The organism is Streptomyces sp. SUK 48, assembly GCF_009650765.1.
Lineage (GTDB): Bacteria > Actinomycetota > Actinomycetes > Streptomycetales > Streptomycetaceae > Streptomyces.
The window spans coordinates 3,776,400-3,798,416 of record NZ_CP045740.1; the positions used below are offsets into that span (position 1 = coordinate 3,776,400).

Here is a 22,017-nt window from a genome sequence, read left to right on the forward strand (position 1 = left end):
CTGGCGGTGATCGCGGCGGTGGCCTCGGTCACCGCCCTCGCCCTTTTCGTCGGTGCGTGCGGCACGGGCGGCCTGGGTGCCCGGGACGAGGGCCCGGCACACGCCTCGGCGGTGGCCGGGGCCGGCGCCGTGGCGTCGCCGGCGCCCTCGCCGAGCGATCCGGACAAGTACCGCAAGGTGGACGCCGTACAGCTGCTCAAGAGCGATCCGGCGGTGTCCGCCGCCGTCAAGCGGGAGCTGAAGCCGTGCAGCGGCAACGAGTACCCGGTGGACGTCTCGTACGGTGATCTGACCGCGTCCCCGGTGGACGACGTCGTGATCAACGTACTGACCTGTGCGGACGCGGTCGGGGTCGGCTCGTACGTGTACCGGGACGACTCCGGCAGCTTCAAGAACGTGTTCCGGACCGAGGAGTCGCCGGTCTACGCCGAGATCGACCAGGGCCGGCTGTCGGTGACCAGGCAGTATTACGAGAAGGGCGATCCCATCTCCAGCCCGTCCGGTGAGATCGTGACGCCGTACAGATGGAAGGCGGGACGGTTCGCGCCGGGCAAGAGCGTGCGCAACGAGTACAGCAAGTCGGCCGGGCAGGCCCCGACGCCCGTGCCGGACAGCTGAACCGCCCTTCCACCGGACCACCAGTGATCAACGAGGACAGAGAGCACCGGGATGGCAGACCAGACCCACGTCCTGTTCGTCGAGGACGACGACGTCATCCGTGAGGCCACACAGCTCGCCCTGGAGCGGGACGGCTTCGCGGTCACCGCCATGCCCGACGGGCTCTCGGGCCTCGCCGCGTTCCGGGCGAACCGCCCGGACATCGCCCTGCTCGACGTGATGGTGCCGGGTCTCGACGGGGTCAGCCTGTGCCGCCGGATCCGGGACGAGTCGACCGTGCCGGTGATCATGCTGTCGGCGCGCGCCGACTCCATCGACGTGGTCCTCGGCCTGGAGGCCGGCGCGGACGACTATGTGACCAAGCCGTTCGACGGTGCCGTACTGGTCGCCCGGATCCGGGCGGTGCTGCGCCGCTTCGGGCACGCCGGCGGCTCCGCGCACCCGGAGGAGCCCGCGTCCGCGATGCAGGGCGGCACGCTGACCTTCGGCGATCTGCGGATCGACACCGACGGCATGGAGGTGCTGCGCGGCGGACAGCCGGTGGCCCTCACCCCGACCGAGATGCGGCTGCTGCTGGAGTTCTCCTCCGCGCCCGGGACCGTGCTCTCCCGTGACAAGCTCCTGGAGCGCGTGTGGGACTACGGCTGGGGCGGGGACACCCGCGTGGTCGACGTCCATGTGCAGCGGCTGCGACAGAAGATCGGCCAGGACCGGATCGAGACGGTCCGCGGCTTCGGCTACAAGCTGAGGGCCTGAACGGAGCGGTATGCGGGGGTTTTGGCGCCACCCGGTCCGGCGCATGGAGCGCGTGGGCCTGCACACCGGGATCCGGTGGAAACTCAGTGCGGCGATCGCGCTGGTCGCCGGTCTCGTGGCGATCGCGCTGAGCCTGGTCGTGCACAACGCGGCCCGGGTCTCGATGCTGGACAACGCGCGCGACCTGGCCAATGACCGGGTCCAGCTGGCCCAGCGCAACTACGAGCTGTCCGGGCGGACGAACTTCCCGAACATAAAGATCGACGACCCGGAGATGCCGCCCGCGCTGCGCGAGAAGGTGATGGCCGGGCGCCGGGCGAGCGATGTCTCCGACCGGAGCTCGGGTCCGCCGGACATCTGGGCCGCGGTACCGGCCAAGGACGGGCATGTGCTCTCGCTGCACAGCCACTTCCCGGACCGCTCCATGGACGTGATGAAGGACCTGGACCAGGCCCTGGTCATCGGGTCCATCGCGGTCGTCCTCGGCGGCAGCGCGCTCGGCGTGCTGATCGGCGGGCAGCTGTCCGGCCGGCTGCGCAAGGCCGCGGCCGCGGCGCACCAGGTCGCGCGGGGCGAGACCGAGGTACGGGTGCGGGAGGCCATCGGCGGGGTCGTACGGGACGAGACCGACGATCTCGCGCGGGCGGTGGACGCGATGGCGGACGCGCTGCGGCTGCGCCTGGAGGCCGAGCGGCGGGTCACCGCCGACATCGCGCACGAGCTGCGCACCCCGGTGACGGGTCTGCTGACGGCCGCCGAGCTGCTGCCGCCCGGCCGGCCCACGGAGCTGGTGCTCGACCGGGCCAAGGCGATGCGCACGCTGGTGGAGGACGTGCTGGAGGTGGCCCGCCTGGACAGCGCCTCGGAGCGGGCCGAGCTCCAGGACATCCTGCTGGGCGAGTTCGTCGCGCGGCGGGTGGCGGCGAAGGACCCGGAGATCGTCGTACGGGTGGTGCACGAGTCGGAGGTGACGACCGACCCGCGCCGGCTGGAGCGGGTGCTGTTCAACCTGCTCGCCAATGCCGCGCGGCACGGGCGGCCGCCGATCGAGGTGAGCGTCGAGGGCCGGGTGATCCGGGTCCGCGACCACGGTCCCGGCTTCCCCGAGGCGCTCCTCGCGGAGGGCCCGAGCCGCTTCCGCACCGGCAGCATGGACCGCGCGGGACAGGGCCACGGCCTCGGCCTGACCATCGCCGCCGGCCAGGCGCGCGTGCTCGGCGCCCGCCTCACCTTCCGCAACATCCGCCCCACCGGCCTCCCCCCGGACCTCCCGGCGGAGGGCGCGGTGGCGGTGCTGTGGCTGCCGGAGCACGCACCGACGAACACGGGGAGCCATCCGATGCTGCCCCTGTCGGGGGGAGCGGGCTGAGCGGGCCCAGGACGTGCCCCGAAGGGGCACGGGGAACTGCGCGACCGGCCCACGACGGCCCGCGGCCGACGACGGGCCGAACCGCGCCCGCCCCCGCCGCGAACCCCCGGACATGACGAAGGCCCCCGGGGCGGACACCCGCCGGGGGCCTTCGTCGTACCGGGACCCGGTCAGATCGCCTCGACCAGCGGAGCGACCGGCTCCTCCGGCTTCGCCGCCTGCGGGCCGCCCCGCAGCGGGACCTCCTTGACGAAGAGCGCGCCGACGAGGACCAGGACGGCGATCACGGCGCCCAGGAGGAACGCGGAGTGCGTGCCGGCGGAGACCGCGTGCTGGTACGCCTCGCGGGCCAGCGGCGGCAGCTTCGCCAGGCTCTTGGCGTCCAGCTGGGCGGACTGCTCGGTGACGCCCTTGCCCAGCGAGCCCGCCCGCGCGGCCATGACGTCCTTGACCTTGTTGTTGAACAGCGCGCCCATGATGGCGACGCCGAACGAGGAGCCGAGCGTACGGAACAGCGTCGTGGACGAGGACGCGACGCCCATGTCCTTCATCTCCACGCTGTTCTGCGCCACCAGCATGGTGATCTGCATCAGGCAGCCCATGCCGAGGCCGAGGACGGCCATGTAGACGCCGGAGGTGAAGCGGCTCGTGCCGGTGTCCATCAGGGACAGCAGGTACAGGCCCGCGACCATCAGCACACCGCCGGCGATCGGGAACACCTTGTAGCGGCCGGTGTTGGTGGTGACCCGCCCCGCGACCATCGACGTCACCAGCATCGCGCCGAGCATCGGCAGCAGCAGCAGACCGGAGTTGGTCGCCGACGCGCCCTGCACCGCCTGCTGGTAGAGCGGCAGGAACAGCGTCGCGCCGAACATCACGAAGCCGGTGATGAAGCCGATCACGGACATCAGGGTGAAGTTGCGGTTGCGGAAGATGTGCAGCGGCAGCACCGGGTCGGCGGCCTTCGTCTGCCAGAACACGAACCCGGCCAGCGCGACCACGCCGATGGCTATGAGCTCCATGATCCGCGCGGACGTCCAGGCGTACTCGCTGCCGCCCCAGGTGGTGACCAGCACGATCGAGGTGATGCCGACGGTCAGCAGTACGACACCGAGGTAGTCGATGCCCGCCTTGGCCCGCTTGCGCGGCAGGTGCAGCACCGCGCTGACCAGGACCAGCGCGACCGCGCCGAGCGGCAGGTTGATGTAGAAGGACCAGCGCCAGCCCCAGTTGTCGGTGATGGTGCCGCCGACCAGCGGACCGCCGATCATCGCGAGCGCCATCACGGCGGCCATCATGCCCTGGTACTTGCCGCGCTCCCGCGGCGGCACGAGGTCGCCGATGATCGCCATGACGCCGACCATCAGACCGCCGGCGCCGAGGCCCTGGATGGCGCGGAAGCCGATCAGCTCGCCCATGTTCTGGGCCATGCCGCTGAGCGCGGAGCCGATCAGGAAGATCACGATCGAGCTGAGGAAGGCGCCCTTGCGCCCGTACATGTCACCGAGCTTGCCCCAGATCGGGGTGGAGGCCGCGGTGGCCAGGGTGTAGCCGGTGACCACCCAGGACAGGTGCTCCAGGCCGCCCAGCTCGCCCACGATGGTGGGCATCGCCGTACCCACGATCATGTTGTCGAGCATCGCGAGCATCATCGCGATCATGAGCGCGAGCAGTACGACGCGCACGCTCCGCTGTTTCTTGCCCCCCTGGGGGCTCTCCACCGTGTCCGCCATCTCTTCCCTACTCCCCCTCGGCGACTACTTACTTGCCGCCCGGCTAGTTAGTACACTTCGCAAGGTAGACGGCAAACTAGCCGGGCGTCAAGTAAGTTTCCGCAGGAGCGCGAGGAGTACGAGGATGGGCGTCACCATGGACGGCACCAAGCAGCAGCGCCGCGGCAACACCCGCCAGCGCATCCAGGACGTCGCGCTCGAACTCTTCGCCGAGCAGGGCTACGAGAAGACCTCGCTGCGCGAGATCGCCGAGCGCCTCGACGTCACCAAGGCGGCCCTGTACTACCACTTCAAGACCAAGGAAGAGATCATCGTCAGCCTCTTCGAGGACCTGACGCAGCCGATCGCGGACCTGATCGAGTGGGGTCGCGGCCAGCCGCACACCCTTCAGACGAAGCGGGAGATCCTGCGCCGCTACAGCGAGGCGCTCTCGCACGCGGAGCCGCTCTTCCGCTTCATGCAGGAGAACCAGGCGACGGTGCGGGAGCTGCGCATCGGCGAGACCTTCAAGGACCGCATGCACGGGCTGCGGGAGATACTGATGGACCCGGACGCCGAACTGGTCGACCAGGTGCGCTCGCTCAGCGCGATGTTCACCCTGCACGCCGGGATGTTCGTGATGCAGGACCTGGTGGGCGACGTGGAGAAGCGCCGCCAGGCCGTGCTGGAGGTGGCCCTCGATCTGGTCACCCAGGCGCACGAGCACGCCCACGCCGACGACTGAGCCGCCCGCGTCGACTCACTCGACCCGGACGGCCCGGACAGCTCACTCGGCGGCTCACGCGGCCCGCTCGGCTCAGACGCGGACGCCCTTGCCCTTCAGGAACGGCACCGGGTTGAGGGCGGAGCCGTAGTTCGGGGTCGTACGGATCTCGAAGTGCAGGTGGGGACCCGTGGAGTTGCCGGTGGAGCCGGACAGGGCGATGTGCTGGCCGGTCTTCACCTTCTGGCCGATCTTGACGTCGACGCGGGAGAGGTGCGCGTACTGGGAGTAGACGCCGTTCTCGTGCTTGATCACGATGGCGTTGCCGTACGCGGGACCGTCACCGGCGCCGTTGGGGCCGGCCTTGACGACGGTGCCGCCGTGCACGGAGAAGACCTCGGTACCGGTGGACACGGCGAAGTCCTGGCCGCTGTGCTTGGCGACCCAGTGGGCGCCGGACTGGTTGAAGCCCGCGGAGAGCGCGTACTTCTTCACCGGGTCGACCCAGGAGGCCGCCGACGGAGCGGCGCTCGCGACTCCGGCGCCCAGCACGACCGGGACAGCGACACCGGCGGCCAGGAAGGCGGCGCGGGTACGGAGCGAGGACGTACGGGTGGCACGGGACGTGAAGCGCTTGAACATCGAGACCTCGTGAACTCGGGGACAGATCGGCCGCCCGGCGGACAGGCGTTCGCCGCGGCGGCCATCCCTTGGTAACCGATCGCCCCAGCCGGGCGAAAGCGGGGCATCTACGGCGCCCGGTAGTAGATGCCCCGAAAACTACCCGCCCTCTTGACAGCCGCCGCGCCTACCCGGCATCTCCCGGCTCGAACTGCCTGTTTCCATCGAAAACCGAGGATCTACGAGCCCTTTGCCAGCCCTTTACCAGCCCGGCCAATCCCACTATCGGGGCTAGTAAGGGATAAATCGCCTGTGCGGCATGTCACCGGCCCCGCGCCCCGGCGGGGCGCGGAATGTGACGCAGACCCCTATCCACCTACCGTCCGGTAACCCTACGGTTCCCCTCACGCCATCCGCACCACAGATCATGCACCTGCCATCCGGCACCGCGTACGTGACGTGAGAGGAACCCCCACCGATGAGCAGCCCCCTGGCGCGCCGCCTCACCGTGACCGCCGTCTCCGTGGCCGCCCTGGCCGCCGTGGCCGCCCCGGCCCGGGCGGCGGACGCCACCGCGGCCCCGGCCACCGCCGCCACGGCCCCGGCCACCGCCGCCGCGGCGAGCGCCACGACCGGCAAGGTCGACTTCGCCACCTGGCAGAACGACTGCCGGACGGTCATGGCCCCGGCCCTGCCGTACCTGGAGCAGCGCATCGCCGCCGCGAAGCCGGGCGAGAAGCAGGCCATCGTCTTCGACATCGACAACACCACCCTGGACACCGACCTGGGCCTCACCGTCCCCCAGCAGGCCAACCAGCCGGTGTTCGACGTCGCCCGGTACGCCCAGGACCACGGCGTCGCGCTCTTCTTCGTGACCGCCCGCCCGGGCATCATCGCGGCGCCCACCAGGTGGAACCTGGAGTACGACGGCTACCAGGTCTCCGGCCTCTACGTGCGCGGCCTGTTCGACCTCTTCAAGAACGTCGCCGACTACAAGACGGCCCAGCGCGTCGACATCGAGAACAAGGGCTACGACATCATCGCCAACATCGGCAACAGCGCCACCGACCTGTCCGGCGGCCACGCCGACCGCACCTTCAAGTTGCCGGACTACAACGGCCAGCTCTCGTAGGGCAGTTAGGCTCCGTCCGTAGTCTTCTGACGGTCGTACGACCACGGGGGTGGCGGATGGAGCCGACGGTGCTCGGCGGCAAACTCGCGTCCGCCGCGATCGGCCCGCTGGTGCGGAGACTGCTCGCGGCGGACGGCCCCGGAGCGGGCCTGGTCGACGAGCCGGTACGGCTGTCCGCGCTGGTCTCCTTCCGGGGCGAGAAGCGGACGCTGGGCGAGAAGGACGTCCTCAAGCTCGCCGGGCAGATCGTCGCCAGAGCGGTGGAATCACCGGGGGCCGCGCCGTTCCCCGCCGACGAGCAGTTCGCCGTCGTCGGCGCGCTCGCCCGCAGGCTGCTGGCCCTGGGCGACCTGGAGATGGACGACGTCCAGGCCGTACGGCTCGGCCACCGGGAACTGGCCCGCGAACTGCTCCGCTCCGCGGCCGCCCCCGACGGCCTCTCCGTGGACTCCTGCCACTTCCTGGACTCGGCGACGCAGTGGTGCTGCCTTCAGATCCTGGAGTTCTTCACCCGGCGCTCGTCCTTTGTCACCCGCACGCTCGTGGAGCAGAGCCGGGCACAGGCCGAACTGATCGCCAGGGTGGACGAGTTGATCGTCCGCGTGCCGCGCCCCGACGCGCGCGACACCGCCTTCGAACGCCGCTATCTGCCGTATGTCGCCGAGCACCACAACCACATCACCATCTACGGCATCGACCTGCGTGACTCTCCCGACCGCTGGCCCCTCGAAGTCGCCTATCTGAGCCTGGAGGCGACGGCGGTCGAGGACGCGCCGCCCGACCCGGTCCCCGGCGAGCACCCGCTGACCGCCACCGGCCGGCTGCGGGCCGAGGAGGCGCTGCTGGCCGACTCCCGGGTGCTGCTGCGCGGCGACGCCGGCTCCGGCAAGACCACGCTGGTGCAGTGGCTCGCGGTCACGGCGGCCCGCGAGGGCGGCCGCGTCCCCTACGTCCTGCCGCTGCGCACCCTGATCCGGGCGGGGACGCTGCCCGCCCCGGACGGTTTCCTGAAGGCCGTGAGCTGCCCGCTGCCCCCGCCGCAGGGCTGGGCCGAGCGGGTCCTCGCGGCGGGCCGGGGCCTGATCCTGGTGGACGGCCTGGACGAGATCCCGGCCGCCGACCGCCATCGCACCCGCGACTGGCTGCGCGCGCTCCTTGCGGCCTGCCCCGGCAACCACTGGCTGCTGACCTCCCGCCCGACCGCCGTGCGCCCCGACTGGCTGGCCCAGGAGGGCTTCCGGGAGCTGACCCTCGCCCCGATGCGGCGCTCGGAGGTGGCGACCTTCGTCCACCGCTGGCACGAGGCGGCCCGGGCGCCCGAGTTCGAGGCCCCGCTGCTGGACTCGCTGCGCACGAAACGCGATCTGGCCCGGCTCACCACCAACCCCCTGATGTGCGGCCTGATCTGCGCCCTGCACCGCGAACGCCGGGGCTATCTCCCCACCGGCCGCAAGGAGTTGTACGACGCCGCCCTCACGATGCTGCTCGCGCGCCGGGACCGGGAGCGGGGCATGAGCGTCGACCTGGGCGAGGAGGTCCAGCTGGAGCTGCTCCAGCGGCTCGCGTACGCGCTGGTGCTCAGCGGCCGTACGGAGATGGGCACCGACCGGGCCGAGGCGATCGTGGGGCGGTGTCTGCCGGCGGTGGCCTCGGCGGGGAGCGACGCGTCCGCCGTACTGCGCGGGCTGCTGCTGCGGAGCGGCCTGCTGCGCCAGCCCGCCGAGGGTGTCGTGGACTTCATCCACCGGACGTTCCAGGACTATCTGGGGGCCCGGTACGCGGTGGAGGAGGGGCATCTGGAGGTCCTGCTGAAGAACGCCGACGACACGCAGTGGGAGGACGTCGTCCGGATGGCCGTGGCCCATGCCCGGTCCGGTGAACGGGCCTGGCTGCTGGCGCGGTTGCTGGAGCGGAGGACTCCCCGGCTGACCTTGCTGGCGCTGGCCTGTCTGGAGCATGTGGCGGCCTTGAAGGCAGACGTGCGCAGCGAGGTGGAGGACCGCGCGGGGGCGCTGATCCCCCCGCAGACGACGAAGGGGGCGAAGGCGCTGGCCGAGGCCGGCCCGCTCGTCCTGGAGCTGCTGCCCGGCCCGGACGGGCTGACCGACGAAGAGGCCCGGGCCGTGACGGTCACCGCGTCCCTCCTCGGTGAACTGGAGCCCGAAGGCGCGCTCGGGGTGCTGCGGCGATTCCGGGAGCATCCCGATCTGGATGTACGCCAGCAACTGGCCCGTACCTGGGGCCGGTTCAACACCGAGGAGTACGCGACCGAGGTGCTGGATCAGCTGGACCGCCGTACGCTCCGCCTGACCTGCACCTCCGCCGAACAGTGCGCGGCACTGGCCCGGATGCGCCCGTGGCCGTGGCTGCGGTTGCAGGGCGCGCGGCGGGTCGACGAGTTCCTGGAAGCGGGAATGCCGGAAACGACGGTGTCGCTCATCCTGTCGGACATCTCCGACCTCACCGATCTGGGCGTGCTTCTGCCCTTCGGCGGGCTGCGCGCACTGTGGCTGGACGACTGCCCGGCCGCACACGGTCTGGAGCGGCTTTCCGTTCTGCCGCTCACGGTGCTCAGCTGCTCCCCCCTCGCCGATATCTCGGGACTGAGGTCTCTGCGGTCCCTCACCACGGTCGCCGTCAGCCAGCGGCTGCCGGGCTGGAACCTCACCGAAGCGCTGCCGGTCGACGCGGCACTGGAATACCTGGCCCTCGGCAGATCCAGTACCGACAGCACGGGATTACGCGGCCTGAGCCACTGGAGTGGGCTGCGCACATTGAGTCTCGGGCCGCTGACGACGGAACCGACGGTGGGCGACTGGCACGAAGTCGCGGAACTCCCCGCCCTGACGGACCTCCATCTGAACGGAAGGATCGTCCGGGAATACTCTCGCTCGCTCACCCGTATGCCGGAACTTCCCGGTATCGAGGCACTGGAGGTGCGGATGCTGGCCGGCGACGAGGATTTCTCCCCCCTGGTGTCCCGGCTGACGGGACTGCGTTCGGTGACCCTGTCGAGTCAGCCCGGGCATTTCCTCTCGGCCGCCCGCTGCCGGGAACTCTTCCCGCACGCCCACGTCACCGTGGAAGAAAGCTGAAGGGGGCCGGTGCTCGAAAGCACCGGCCCCCTTCGGTGGGAGCGTCGCGGACTTACGCGTCCTTGCTCAGGTTCGGACCGCCGCCGGCGGCCTGCTCGATCGGCGGAGCGTCCGGCAGGGCCGACTTCTCCTCGCCGCGGAAGGTGAAGGTCGCGTTCTCGCCCTCGCCCTCCGTGTCCACGACCACGATGTGGCCGGGGCGCAGCTCGCCGAAGAGGATCTTCTCGGAGAGGCTGTCCTCGATCTCGCGCTGGATCGTGCGGCGCAGCGGCCGGGCGCCCAGCACCGGGTCGTAGCCCCGCTTGGACAGCAGTTCCTTGGCGGACTGGGAGAGCTCGATGCCCATGTCCCGGTCCTTCAGGCGCTCGTCCACCTTGCTGATCATCAGGTCGACGATCCGCAGGATGTCCTCCTGCGTCAGCTGCGGGAAGACGACCACGTCGTCGACGCGGTTGAGGAACTCGGGCCGGAAGTGCTGCTTGAGCTCGTCCTGGACCTTGTTCTTCATGCGCTCGTAGTTGGACTTCGTGTCACCCGAGGCCGCGAAGCCCAGGTTGAAGCCCTTGGAGATGTCCCGGGTGCCGAGGTTGGTCGTCATGATGATGACCGTGTTCTTGAAGTCCACGACCCGGCCCTGGGAGTCGGTCAGGCGACCGTCCTCCAGGATCTGCAGCAGCGAGTTGAAGATGTCCGGGTGGGCCTTCTCGACCTCGTCGAACAGCACGACGGAGAACGGCTTGCGGCGCACCTTCTCGGTGAGCTGGCCGCCCTCTTCGTAGCCCACGTAGCCGGGGGGCGAACCGAAGAGACGCGAGACCGTGTGCTTCTCGCTGAACTCCGACATGTCGAGGGAGATCAGCGCGTCCTCGTCGCCGAAGAGGAACTCGGCGAGCGCCTTGGACAGCTCGGTCTTACCGACACCGGACGGGCCGGCGAAGATGAACGAGCCACCGGGGCGCTTCGGGTCCTTCAGACCGGCACGCGTACGGCGGATCGCCTTCGACAGCGCCTTGACGGCGTCGACCTGGCCGATGACCCGCTTGTGGAGCTCGTCCTCCATGCGCAGCAGGCGGGAGGACTCCTCCTCGGTCAGCTTGAAGACCGGGATGCCGGTGGCCGTGGCGAGGACCTCGGCGATCAGCTCGCCGTCGACCTCGGCGACGACGTCCATGTCGCCGGCCTTCCACTCCTTCTCGCGCTTGGCCTTGGCGGCCAGGAGCTGCTTCTCCTTGTCGCGCAGCGAGGCGGCCTTCTCGAAGTCCTGCGAGTCGATCGCGGACTCCTTGTCCCGGCGGACGCCGGCGATCTTCTCGTCGAACTCGCGGAGGTCCGGCGGCGCGGTCATCCGGCGGATGCGCATCCGGGAGCCGGCCTCGTCGATCAGGTCGATGGCCTTGTCCGGCAGGAAGCGGTCCGAGATGTAGCGGTCGGCCAGGGTGGCGGCCTGGACCAGCGCCTCGTCGGTGATGGAGACGCGGTGGTGCGCCTCGTACCGGTCGCGCAGGCCCTTGAGGATCTCGATGGTGTGCGGCAGGGACGGCTCGGCGACCTGGATGGGCTGGAAGCGGCGCTCCAGGGCGGCGTCCTTCTCCAGGTGCTTGCGGTACTCGTCCAGCGTGGTCGCACCGATGGTCTGGAGTTCACCGCGGGCCAGCATCGGCTTGAGGATGGAGGCCGCGTCGATGGCGCCCTCGGCGGCACCCGCACCGACCAGCGTGTGCAGCTCGTCGATGAACAGGATGATGTCGCCGCGGGTGCGGATCTCCTTGAGGACCTTCTTCAGGCGCTCCTCGAAGTCACCGCGGTAGCGGGAGCCGGCGACCAGGGCGCCGAGATCGAGCGTGTAGAGGTGCTTGTCCTTCAGCGTCTCGGGCACCTCGCCCTTGACGATGGCCTGGGCGAGGCCCTCCACGACGGCGGTCTTGCCGACGCCGGGCTCACCGATCAGCACCGGGTTGTTCTTGGTACGGCGGGACAGCACCTGCATGACCCGCTCGATCTCCTTCTCGCGCCCGATGACCGGGTCGAGCTTGGATTCACGGGCGGCCTGGGTGAGGTTCCGGCCGAACTGGTCCAGGACCAGGGAGGTCGAGGGGGTGCCCTCGGCCGGGCCGCCGGCGGTGGCGGTCTCCTTGCCCTGGTAACCGGAGAGCAGCTGGATGACCTGCTGCCGCACCCGGTTGAGGTCGGCACCCAGCTTGACCAGGACCTGGGCGGCGACGCCCTCGCCCTCACGGATCAGGCCGAGCAGGATGTGCTCCGTGCCGATGTAGTTGTGGCCCAGCTGAAGGGCCTCGCGGAGCGACAGCTCCAGGACCTTCTTGGCACGGGGGGTGAAGGGGATGTGCCCGGACGGGGCCTGCTGGCCCTGACCGATGATCTCCTCCACCTGCTGACGGACCGCCTCGAGCGAAATGCCGAGGCTCTCCAGGGCCTTAGCGGCGACACCTTCGCCCTCGTGGATGAGACCCAGGAGGATGTGCTCGGTGCCGATGTAGTTGTGGTTGAGCATCCGGGCTTCTTCCTGAGCCAGGACGACAACCCGCCGCGCGCGGTCGGTGAACCTCTCGAACATCGTTAATCGCTCCTCAGAGCGGTCAGGCAGTGGGGGGAACTTCCCCTCCCTGTCCTTCCGCAGCTTAGTCCCGCAAGCGGGGACCGCTCATTCCAACTGCCGACACCGTCCTTGGCCTCCTGACCCCGAACGCCGACATCTGCTCCAACCCGATGGTGCGAGACGATGTTCCCGCAGGCCAGGCAGTTACCCCACTCGCCACTACGCCGATGGCGAACGGGAAGCCGCCGCGCCCGCACGTCGCCCCCTCCCACTAGGCATGTCTTACCCGCAGGGACGGACACTCCATGCCGAAGGCACCGGTTCCCTCCGCTATGGGCGAACAACCTTGCGGCTCCCCCCGCCACCGGACGCCTCCGTTTTCGGCACGATGTGCGATCGGTGGGGCACTCAGCGTAACTTGCCGCCCTTCCCGCCGGTTGCACCCGGCATGGCTGGCACGGTCTCCACGACCTCCACGGTCCCCCTTCCCCGCCGCCCCGTCGAACCGGGAGCGCCCGGCGCGCGGGTGCGCGGGCCGGAGGGCCGGTGCGCGGTGCGGCGCTGGTACGAGGAGGAGCTGGGCTGGGCGACCGTGCCCGGGCCTCCGCCGGGGCTGCCGACCGGGCTGCGCTTCGACGTCCTGGACGTGCCGGCCGAGGCGGGCGCGCGGGCGCTGCGGCATTTGGCACCGGGGTCGCCGGTGGCCCTGCGGGGCGACCGCGTGCGGCTGCTGGTGGCCGCGGGCGGCGCGGAGGAGGTGCCGGGGCTGCTGGACTGGCTGGAGTGGAGCGCGGTGGCGCTCGATCTGCGGGTCCTGGGGGCGGGGGGCGTCATGGAGGCGCCGCTGCCGCCCGGCGGCCCGCCGCCGTCCGGGAGCCTGAAGGGGGCCGCCGTGTGGCTGCGGCCCCCTGGACCGGAAGGCGAGGCCGATGCCTCGCTGCCCGTGATGCCGGGCATGGGACGCGAGGGGAGCGCCCCGGATCTCGTACGGCTGGTGGACACGGTGGCGTTGTGGTGTCACCGGGTCCGGCTGCGGCGGGAATGCGGCGGGGTGCCTCTCTCGCCGTAGTGCCGTACTGATGGCCGTACCGATATTCGACCGATTCGGCTGATCAGCCGTTGGCCTTCTCGTATGCCTCGCGGATGGAGGCGGGGACACGGCCGCGGTCGTTGACCTCCAGGCCGTTCTCCTTGGCCCAGGCGCGGATCGCCGCGGTGTCCTGGTTGCCGTTGGAGGCGGCGCGCGCCTTTCCGCGTCCACCGGAGGCACGGCCACCGGTGCGACGACCACCCTTGACATAGGGGTCGAGAAGGCCGCGCAGCTTGTCCGCATTGGCGGTCGTGAGATCGATCTCGTACGTCTTGCCGTCCAGCGCGAACGTCACCGTCTCGTCCGCCTCGCCGCCGTCGAGGTCGTCGACAAGAAGGACCTGAACCTTCTGTGCCACCGGATTTCCTTTCATCGATAACGTTGAGGGTCAGGGTGCGCGCGTCCGCCCGTTTCGCCGCCCCTGTTATATGCAGTACTGCAGTACGTCGGAAAGCAAACCGCTTTTGCGGGAAAAACACAAACCCCTGGGAGAGGACTGAGGAGGGGGCACGGGCCGGAAAGATACGCGTTTCGGACATAGGGCACTGCGCATAGTCACCGGGCAAAGACGCTCAGAGATGCAGAAGCATCCGGCTGTTGCCCAAGGTGTTCGGTTTCACTCGTTCGAGTCCGAGGAACTCGGCGACGCCCTCGTCATAGGAACGCAGGAGCTCCGCGTAGACATCGGTGTCGACCGGTGTCTCACCGATCTCGACGAAGCCGTGCTTCCCGAAGAAGTCGACTTCGAAGGTCAGGCAGAATACCCGGCGAACACCGAGCCAACGCGCCGTGTGCAGCAACTTCTCCAGCAACTGATGGCCGACGCCCGCGCCCTTGAGGCCGGGCTTCACCGCGAGAGTGCGGACTTCCGCGAGGTCCTCCCACATGACGTGCAGCGCGCCGCAGCCGACGACCTCGGCGTTGTCGTCCCGTTCCGCGACCCAGAACTCCTGGATGTCCTCGTAAAGCGTGACCGTCGCTTTGTCGAGCAGGATGCGGCCCTGGACGTAGGCGTCGAGGAGGTGGCGCACGGCCGGCACATCGCCGGTCCTGGCCCGGCGGACCGTGATGGCTTTTGCGGAGACTTCGGGACGCTGCTCGGACATGAGCGGACGCTATCGCCCGGCGGCGTCCTCCGCCGAGCCGGGGTTCTCCCGTCGCTCCGCCGGCGCGGGCTTCGGTTCCGCGGCTTCGGGGGCTTGCCGGGTTTCCGGTCCCTGGACGATGCGTACGGCGTCCTGAAGGGCCTGGCGCTGTTCCTCGCTCATCATCCCGAAGAACGCGACGAGCGCGGCGGCGGGGTTGTCGCTCTGCGACCAGGCGTCGTTCATGAGAGCGGCGGCGTAGGCGGCGCGGGTGGAGACGGCCTCATATCGATAGGCCCGGCCTTCCGCCTCGCGGCGGACCCAGCCCTTCTGATGGAGATTGTCCAAAACCGTCATCACGGTGGTGTACGCGATGGTGCGTTCCTGCTGGAGGTCTTCCAGGACTTCTCGAACGGTCACCGGGCGGTTCCACTTCCACACCCGCGTCATGACCGCGTCTTCGAGTTCTCCCAAGGGGCGAGGCACAGCTCAGAACAATAGTGGGAGATCGGCGCAATAGCGTGCCGGACATGGCGAAACGTTACGAACATGGACAAAAAGGGTGGGCCGGGGGAAAGCGGGACCCTCCCCCGGCCCGCGGCGATCCCCCGGGTCCGCTCAGACGTCGGCCGCGGCGGACCCGCCGCGCGCCGCCTCCGCCCGCGCCATCGCGGCGTCGACGGCCGCGTCCTCCTTGGCCTTGGCCGCCCCGCCCTGGGTCTTCACGATCACCCGGACCACACCGATGAAGAACACGGCCATCACGACCGGGGGCACGAGCGCGGAGACATAGTCCATGGGACCAGAGTAGCCATGCCCTACCGGGCGAATCGGGCGGGGTGGGTCCGGGCGAGCCGGTGCAGGTCGCAGGCGTCCGGCTCCTCGGCGCGCCCTTTCCGCGTCAGCAGACCAGCTGGTGCGGCGGCGCCGGGGGCTTGCGGCGGGGGAAGACCTCGCCGGGGGTGGGGATGGGGCGCTTGGGAGTGGTGGCGGGGTCGGGGCGTTCGGCGGGGGCCGGCTTCGGGGCGGGCTTGGGGGGCTCCTTGTCGGCGTCCCCGACCGGTGGGCCGCGCCGCCCGCCAGGGCCAGCAGGCGGGTCCGCGCGGGCGGTACCGCCGGCGCCGGGACCCTGCGCGCGCCCTGGGCGAACCGGGCCCGTACGTCCTGTTCCGCCAGCGTCCGGCAGCGTTCGAGGAGTGCCGCGGCCCTCGGGTTCCCGCGCAGCGCCCGCAGCGCCGCGAGGTCGTCCGGCACCGGCCGGTACGCGGCGCCCAGCGCCTCCTCCAGAAGGGCGAAGTAGCCGGCCGCGGTTCCGGGCAGCGCGGCCCGGTAGCGGTCCAGATCGGCCAGGAGGAAGGCGCGCAGTCTCACCCCCTCGTGGATCGCCTCGTCGAGCGACTCGGCGAGCCGGAGGCAGTCCTGGACGTCCTCGGCGGACGTGCGGCCGGGGTGAAGGGCGAGGGCGAGGGCGCGGCGGAGCACACGCAGCTCCTCCGCGCCGAACGCCATGCCGCCGCGGGATCCGTATGGCGTGGGCATGCGGCGACGCTACCGCTAATCGGACAAAAGTGACACAACGGGATGATGTGTCGCGGGGGTTTCCCTCTAAAGCCTCGGCGGGACCGGGGCTTCAGAGGGGAGGATCAGAGCCGCGACACGTTCCGCTCGTACACCAGCCGCAGCCCGATCAACGTCAGCCACGGCTGGTGCTCGTCGATCACCGACGCCTCGCCGAGCACCATCGGCGCGAGGCCGCCCGTCGCGATCACCGTCACGTCGTCCGGGTCGTCCGCCAGCTCGCGCGCCATCCGGCCCACCACCCCGTCGACCTGGCCGGCGAAGCCGTACACGATGCCCGCCTGCATGGCCTCGACCGTGTTCTTGCCGATCACGCTGCGCGGCCGGGCGACCTCGATCTTGCGCAGCTGGGCGCCCTTGACGCCCAGCGCGTCCACGGAGATCTCGATGCCGGGCGCGATGACCCCGCCCACGTACTCGCCGCGCGCGGAGATCGCGTCGAAGGTGGTCGCCGTACCGAAGTCGACCACGATCGCCGGACCGCCGTACATGTCCACCGCCGCGACCGAGTTGACGATGCGGTCGGCGCCGACCTCCTTGGGGTTGTCGGTGAGGATGGGCACGCCGGTCTTGACGCCCGGCTCGACCAGGACCGCGGGGACGTCGCCGTAGTAGCGCCGGCTGACCTCGCGCAGCTCGTGCAGGACCGACGGGACGGTGGCGCAGATCGCTATCCCGTCGATGCCGTCGCCCAGTTCGTCGCCGAGCAGCGGATGCATGCCCATCAGGCCCCGGAGCAGCACCGCCAGCTCGTCGGCGGTGCGCCGGGCGTCGGTGGAGATGCGCCAGTGCTCCACGATGTCCTCGCCGTCGAACAGGCCGAGGACGGTTTGCGTGTTGCCGACGTCGATCGTGAGCAGCATGGCCGTTACTCCGCCTCCCGCAGGTCCAGGCCGATGTCCAGGATCGGCGAGGAGTGGGTGAGCGCGCCGACGGCGAGGAAGTCGACGCCCGTGTCGGCGTAGCCGCGCGCGGTCGCGAGCGTCAGGCGCCCCGACGCCTCCAGGAGCGCCCGCCCGCCGACGATGCCGACGGCCTCCGCGCACTCGCCGGGCGTGAAGTTGTCCAGCAGGATCAGGTCGGCGCCCGCGTCCACGACCTCGCGCAGCTGGTGCAGCGTGTCGACCTCGACCTCGATCGGCACCTCGGGGAAGGACTCCCGTACGGCCTTGAACGCCTCGGCGACGCCGCCCGCGGCGACCACGTGGTTGTCCTTGACGAGGGCCGCGTCCGACAGGGACATGCGGTGGTTGACGCCGCCGCCCGCGCGGACCGCGAACTTCTCCAGGGCGCGCAGGCCCGGGGTCGTCTTGCGGGTGTCGCGGACCTTGGCCTTGGTGCCCTCCAGGACGTCCGCCCAGGCGCGCGTGGCGGTCGCGATGCCGGACAGCCGGCACAGCAGGTTCAGCGCGCTGCGCTCGGCGGTGAGCAGGTCGCGGGTGCGGGTGGTGACGGACAGCAGCTTCTGCCCGGCCTCGACCCGGTCGCCGTCCTCCACGTGCCGTTCGACCTCGAACTCGTCCGTGCAGACCACGGAGAGCACGGCCTCGGCGACGCGCAGCCCGGCCACGACGCCCGCCTCGCGCGCGGTGAAGTCACCGGTGGCCACGGCCTCCTCGGAGATGGTCGCGACCGTGGTCACGTCCACCCCGCCGGCCAGGTCCTCCTGGATCGCCACGGTGGCGATGTCCTCGACCTCGATCGGGTCGAGCCCGTCCGCGGCCAGCAGCTCGGCGAGCACGGGGTCGAGCCCGCACTCCAGGTACTCCTCGTCGTGCTCCGCGCCGCAGCCGCAGCCGTCGCCGCAGCCGCCGGTCGTCACGAGGGGAAGGTCGTCGGTGCTCACGTCTGTCACTGCTCCTGTGGCGCTGGGTATGACCGGGTAGGGGGGAAGTCTGCGGTGTCGGTGGGGCGCACCGCCAGCGAACGGTCCGGATCGAGCGTGACGACGATATGGCGCCGCCAGTGGGCGTCGTCGCGCTCGGCGTGGTCCAGGCGCCAGTGGCAGCCGCGGGTCTCCTCGCGCAGCCGGGCGGCGGCGACCAGGACGCGGGCCACGCACAGGAGGTTGGTGGCCTCCCAGGTGTCCACGCCGGGCTCGGCGGTCTTGCCGTGCACGTCCAGGGCGTCCCGGGCGTCCGTGTGCAGCTTCTGGAGCTGCTCGGCGGCCCCGGCGAGGGACTCCGCGCCGCGCAGCACGCCCGCGCCCTCGGTCATGATCCGCTGGATGGCGAACCGGGACTCGGGGGCGAGCAGCGGGTGCGCCGGCCTGTCGGGGTACGGGACCGGCTCGGGCACCCGCGCGTGCAGCCCGTCCGCGGCGCGCTCGGCGGCGATGTCCGCGGCGATCCGCTCGGCGTAGACCAGGCCCTCCAGGAGGGAGTTGGAGGCGAGGCGGTTGGCGCCGTGCACGCCGGTGCAGGCGCACTCGCCGCTCGCGTACAGGCCCGGCACGGTGGTGCGGCCGTGGTCGTCGGTGCGCACACCCCCGGAGGCGTAGTGGGCGGCCGGGGCGACCGGGATGGGCTCGGTGACCGGGTCGATGCCGTTGGCCCGGCAGGCGGCCAGGATGGTCGGGAAGCGGTGCTCCCACATGTCGGCGCCGAAGTGGCGGGCGTCGAGGAACATGTGCTCGGCGTCCTGCTCCAGCATCCGCCGCGTGATGGCCTTGGCGACGATGTCCCGGGGCGCCAGCTCGGCCAGTTCGTGCTGACCGGCCATGAAGCGCACGCCGTCGGCGTCGACCAGGTAGGCGCCCTCGCCGCGCACCGCCTCGGAGACCAGCGGCTGCTGGCCCTCCGCGTCGGTGCCGAGGAACAGCACGGTCGGGTGGAACTGCACGAACTCCAGGTCGCTGACCTCGGCGCCCGCGCGCAGCGCGAGGGCCACACCGTCGCCGGTGGACACGGACGGGTTGGTGGTCGCGGCGAACACCTGGCCCATGCCGCCGGTGGCGAGGACCACCGCGGGGGCGTGCACGGCGCCCACGCCGTCGTGCTGGCCCTCGCCCATGACATGCAGGGTGACGCCGGCCGTGCGGCCCTCGGCGTCCGTGAGCAGGTCCAGGACCAGCGCGTTCTCGATGGTGCGCAGGCCGCGCGCGCGGACCGCCTCGACCAGCGCGCGGGAGATCTCGGCGCCGGTGGCGTCGCCGCCCGCGTGCGCGATCCGGCGCCGGTGGTGGCCGCCCTCGCGGGTGAGCGCGAGGCCGCCCTCGGAGGACTCGTCGAAGTGCGCGCCGGTCTCGATGAGCCGTCGTACCGCGCCCGGGCCCTCGGTGACCAGCAGGCGTACGGCCGACTCGTCGCACAGGCCGACGCCCGCCACCAGCGTGTCGTCCAGGTGCTGTTCGGGAGTGTCGCCCTCGCCGAGGGCGGCCGCGATGCCGCCCTGGGCCCAGCGGGTGGAGCCGTCGTCCAGGCGGGCCTTGGTGACGACGACCGTGGTCAGCCCGGCGGCCTCGCAGCGCAGGGCGGCGGTCAGCCCGGCCACGCCGGAGCCGACGACGACGACGTCCGCGGCGATGGCCCAGCCGGGGGCGGGCGCGTGCAGTCGTATACCGGTGCTGGTCACGAGGCGGCTCCGAGGGTGCCGAAGGTGAGGGGGAGGTTGTCGATCAGCCGGGTGGCGCCGACCCGGGCCGCGACGGCGAGCACGGCCTCGCCGGTGAAGTCGTCGCCGATCTCGGTGAAGTCGGACGGGTCGACCAGGGCGAGGTAGTCCAGTTCGAGCGGCGGGTCGTAGCGGGACGCCTCGTCCAGGGCCTGGCGGGCGGCGGCGCGGACGGCGGCCGGACCGCCCGGGGCGGCGATGGCCACCGCGTGCGCGTCGGCGGCCGCGCGGGACTCCCCTATCGCGCTCAGCGCCTCGGCGCGCGCCTGGGTGGCGGGCACTTCGAGGGCCCGCGCGCGCAGCGCCTCCTGCGCGGCGTGCCGGTCGCAGCCCGCGAACAGCGCGCGGGAGAGCGCGAGGGCGGTACGGCGCTCGTCGGCCGACAGGAAGCGGTTGCGGCTGGACAGCGCGAGGCCGTCCTCCTCGCGCACGGTCGGCACGCCGACGATCTCGATGCCGAAGTTCAGGTCCCGCACCATGCGCCGGATCAGGGCGAGCTGCTGGGCGTCCTTCTGGCCGTAGAGGGCGACGTCGGGGCGGGTGAGGTGGAGCAGCTTGGCGACGACGGTCAGCATGCCGTCGAAGTGGCCCGGGCGGGAGGAGCCCTCCAGGCGCTCGCCCATCGGGCCCGCGGTGACACGGACCTGGGGGTCGCCGCCGGGGTAGACCTCGTCCACGGAGGGCGCGAACACGGCGTCGGCACCGGCCTGTTCGGCGATCTTCAGATCGGCTTCCAGGGTGCGCGGGTAGCGGTCCAGGTCCTCGCCCGCACCGAACTGGAGCGGGTTGACGAAGACGGTGACGACGACCTCGCCGTCCGGGCCCGCGATCTCGCGCGCACCGCGGATGAGGGTGGCGTGACCCTCGTGCAGGGCGCCCATGGTCATCACGACGGCACGGCGGCCCTCGCGGGTGCGGGCGTGCAGCTCCTGGGCGGTGTGGAGCAGGGCGGTGGTCATCGGTCGTTCCCCTCGGTGCCGGTCGGGCCGTCGGTGCCGTCGTGGTCGTCGCTCTCGGTGCTGTCCGTGGTGTCCGTGCTGTCCGTGCTGTCCGTGCTGTCCGTGCTGTCCGTGCCTCGTGCGGCGCTGTCCGTGCCCGGTGCGCCCGCGGCCGTGCCGTCGGCCAGCGCGTCGAGCAGGTCCTCGGCGAGTTCGGGCTTGAGCAGGCCGTGCGCGAGGGCGCGGTCGGCGGTGGCGCGGGCCATCGCGACGTACCCCGCGACGGCCGCCGGGGCGTGCCTGCGCAGCTCGACGAGGTGCGCGGCGACGGTGCCCGCGTCCCCGCGCGCGACCGGCCCGGTCAGGGCCGCGTCCCCGGAGCGCAGGGCGTTGTCCAGGGCGGCGCCGAGCAGCGGGCCGAGCATCCGGTCGGGGGCCTCGACGCCGGCCGTGCGCAGCAGCTCCATGGCCTGCGCCACCAGGGTGACCAGGTGGTTGGCGCCGAGCGCGAGGGCCGCGTGGTAGAGCGGGCGGTTCTCCTCGCTGATCCACTCCGGCTCGCCGCCCATCTCGATCACCAGGGCCTGGGCGGCGAGGCGCAGTTCCTCGGGCGCGGTGACGCCGAAGGAGCAGCCCGCCAGGCGCTGCACGTCGACGGGGGTGCCGGTGAAGGTCATCGCGGGGTGCAGGGCGAGCGGCAGGGCGCCGGCCCGCAGGGCGGGGTCGAGGACCTTGGCGCCGTACCGTCCCGAGGTGTGCACGAGCAGCTGCCCGGGCCGTACGGCACCGGTCTCGGCGAGGCCGGTGACCAGGGCGGGCAGCACGTCGTCGGGGACGGTGAGCAGCACCAGGTCGGCGCGCTGGAGGACCTCGGCGGGCGGCACCAGGGGCACGCCCGGGAGCAGGGCCTCGGCGCGCCTGCGGGAGGCGTCGGAGACACCGGAGACGGCCACCGGACGGTGCCCGGCGAGCTGGAGGGACGCGGCCAGCGCGGGGCCCACCCGGCCGGCGCCCACGACGCCGACGGTGAGCCGCGCGGGGCGGTCCCGGTGGTCTTGCTGGTGGACTGTGCTCACGCTACGGCGGCCTTCCCGTTCCAGTCCGCTTCGGGTACCGGACGATGTACCGGA

General features: G+C 71.4%; 19 protein-coding genes and 1 pseudogene. 7 read left to right on the forward strand and 13 right to left on the reverse strand.

All coding sequences use genetic code 11. The features are described from left to right. Positions 1–6: 6 nt before the first annotated feature. Genes GHR20_RS16265 through cseC form a run of 3 tightly spaced genes read left to right on the forward strand, consistent with a single transcriptional unit; the run spans position 7 to position 2,743 of the window. Complete coding sequence (locus tag GHR20_RS16265) at positions 7–618, forward strand: hypothetical protein (protein WP_153816002.1); 612 nt, start codon at positions 7–9, stop codon at positions 616–618. 51 nt (positions 619–669) lie between these two features. Beyond that, on the forward strand, positions 670–1,374 hold the full coding sequence (gene cseB, locus GHR20_RS16270; RefSeq protein ID WP_111583057.1) for a two-component system response regulator CseB: 705 nt from the start codon (positions 670–672) through the stop codon (positions 1,372–1,374). Between the two features lie 10 nt (positions 1,375–1,384). Next, a complete protein-coding gene (gene cseC / locus GHR20_RS16275) occupies positions 1,385–2,743 on the forward strand; it encodes a two-component system sensor histidine kinase CseC (RefSeq protein WP_148027155.1) in 1,359 nt (452 codons plus the stop codon). A gap of 170 nt (positions 2,744–2,913) precedes the next feature. Here the strand turns inward: cseC and GHR20_RS16280 are convergent, their stop codons facing one another. Further along, the gene (locus GHR20_RS16280; protein WP_148027156.1) at positions 2,914–4,476 is read right to left on the reverse strand and encodes an MDR family MFS transporter; all 1,563 of its coding nucleotides are present in this window, start codon (positions 4,474–4,476) and stop codon (positions 2,914–2,916) included. Between the two features lie 124 nt (positions 4,477–4,600). Here GHR20_RS16280 and GHR20_RS16285 point away from each other — a divergent pair, with 124 nt between their 5' ends. Further along, a complete protein-coding gene (locus GHR20_RS16285; RefSeq protein WP_111583059.1) occupies positions 4,601–5,200 on the forward strand; it encodes a TetR/AcrR family transcriptional regulator in 600 nt (199 codons plus the stop codon). A 72-nt stretch (positions 5,201–5,272) separates the two neighbouring features. On the opposite strand, the gene GHR20_RS16290 is transcribed toward GHR20_RS16285, so the two are convergent. Next, complete coding sequence (locus GHR20_RS16290) at positions 5,273–5,821, reverse strand: M23 family metallopeptidase (protein WP_111583060.1); 549 nt, start codon at positions 5,819–5,821, stop codon at positions 5,273–5,275. A 457-nt stretch (positions 5,822–6,278) separates the two neighbouring features. On the opposite strand from GHR20_RS16290, the gene GHR20_RS16295 reads away from it, so the two are divergent. Both GHR20_RS16295 and GHR20_RS16300 read left to right on the forward strand, forming a co-directional pair. Further along, positions 6,279–6,932 carry an HAD family acid phosphatase gene (locus tag GHR20_RS16295; protein WP_153813574.1) on the forward strand — a complete coding sequence of 218 codons (654 nt, stop codon included), beginning with the start codon at positions 6,279–6,281 and terminating at the stop codon, positions 6,930–6,932. 56 nt (positions 6,933–6,988) lie between these two features. Next, positions 6,989–10,027 carry an NACHT domain-containing protein gene (locus GHR20_RS16300; RefSeq protein WP_153813575.1) on the forward strand — a complete coding sequence of 1,013 codons (3,039 nt, stop codon included), beginning with the start codon at positions 6,989–6,991 and terminating at the stop codon, positions 10,025–10,027. Positions 10,028–10,079: 52 nt separating this feature from the next. On the opposite strand, the gene GHR20_RS16305 is transcribed toward GHR20_RS16300, so the two are convergent. Next, positions 10,080–12,602 (reverse strand): ATP-dependent Clp protease ATP-binding subunit, encoded by a 2,523-nt coding sequence (locus tag GHR20_RS16305; protein ID WP_153813576.1) that lies wholly within the window; start codon positions 12,600–12,602, stop codon positions 10,080–10,082. A gap of 430 nt (positions 12,603–13,032) precedes the next feature. Between GHR20_RS16305 and GHR20_RS16315 the strand changes: the two genes are divergently transcribed. Next, positions 13,033–13,653, forward strand: coding sequence for an SCO3374 family protein (locus tag GHR20_RS16315; RefSeq protein ID WP_194858895.1), 621 nt, complete (start codon positions 13,033–13,035; stop codon positions 13,651–13,653). Positions 13,654–13,696: 43 nt separating this feature from the next. Here the strand turns inward: GHR20_RS16315 and GHR20_RS16320 are convergent, their stop codons facing one another. From GHR20_RS16320 to GHR20_RS16365, 10 genes and pseudogenes are all read right to left on the reverse strand, one after another. Beyond that, positions 13,697–14,032, reverse strand: coding sequence for an Lsr2 family protein (locus GHR20_RS16320; protein ID WP_111583063.1), 336 nt, complete (start codon positions 14,030–14,032; stop codon positions 13,697–13,699). 214 nt (positions 14,033–14,246) lie between these two features. Next, complete coding sequence (locus GHR20_RS16325) at positions 14,247–14,780, reverse strand: amino-acid N-acetyltransferase (RefSeq protein ID WP_111583064.1); 534 nt, start codon at positions 14,778–14,780, stop codon at positions 14,247–14,249. Between the two features lie 9 nt (positions 14,781–14,789). Further along, complete coding sequence (locus GHR20_RS16330; RefSeq protein ID WP_258399378.1) at positions 14,790–15,245, reverse strand: BlaI/MecI/CopY family transcriptional regulator; 456 nt, start codon at positions 15,243–15,245, stop codon at positions 14,790–14,792. A 132-nt stretch (positions 15,246–15,377) separates the two neighbouring features. After that, positions 15,378–15,557 (reverse strand): hypothetical protein, encoded by a 180-nt coding sequence (locus tag GHR20_RS16335; protein ID WP_111583066.1) that lies wholly within the window; start codon positions 15,555–15,557, stop codon positions 15,378–15,380. A gap of 103 nt (positions 15,558–15,660) precedes the next feature. Beyond that, a pseudogene (locus tag GHR20_RS16340) lies at positions 15,661–16,268 on the reverse strand (hypothetical protein). Between the two features lie 134 nt (positions 16,269–16,402). Next, complete coding sequence (locus GHR20_RS16345) at positions 16,403–17,200, reverse strand: type III pantothenate kinase (RefSeq protein ID WP_153813577.1); 798 nt, start codon at positions 17,198–17,200, stop codon at positions 16,403–16,405. Positions 17,201–17,205: 5 nt separating this feature from the next. Continuing rightward, positions 17,206–18,183: a carboxylating nicotinate-nucleotide diphosphorylase gene (nadC, locus tag GHR20_RS16350; protein ID WP_153813578.1), complete on the reverse strand. Its 978-nt coding sequence runs from the start codon at positions 18,181–18,183 to the stop codon at positions 17,206–17,208. A 5-nt stretch (positions 18,184–18,188) separates the two neighbouring features. Continuing rightward, a complete protein-coding gene (locus GHR20_RS16355) occupies positions 18,189–19,910 on the reverse strand; it encodes an L-aspartate oxidase (protein ID WP_153813579.1) in 1,722 nt (573 codons plus the stop codon). Further along, positions 19,907–20,908: a pantoate--beta-alanine ligase gene (panC, locus tag GHR20_RS16360; RefSeq protein ID WP_111583071.1), complete on the reverse strand. Its 1,002-nt coding sequence runs from the start codon at positions 20,906–20,908 to the stop codon at positions 19,907–19,909. Before panC ends, GHR20_RS16355 begins: the two co-directional genes overlap by 4 nt. Next, complete coding sequence (locus GHR20_RS16365; protein WP_153813580.1) at positions 20,905–21,963, reverse strand: DUF2520 domain-containing protein; 1,059 nt, start codon at positions 21,961–21,963, stop codon at positions 20,905–20,907. The genes panC and GHR20_RS16365 overlap by 4 nt, the downstream gene beginning before the upstream one ends. Positions 21,964–22,017 lie beyond the last annotated feature (54 nt).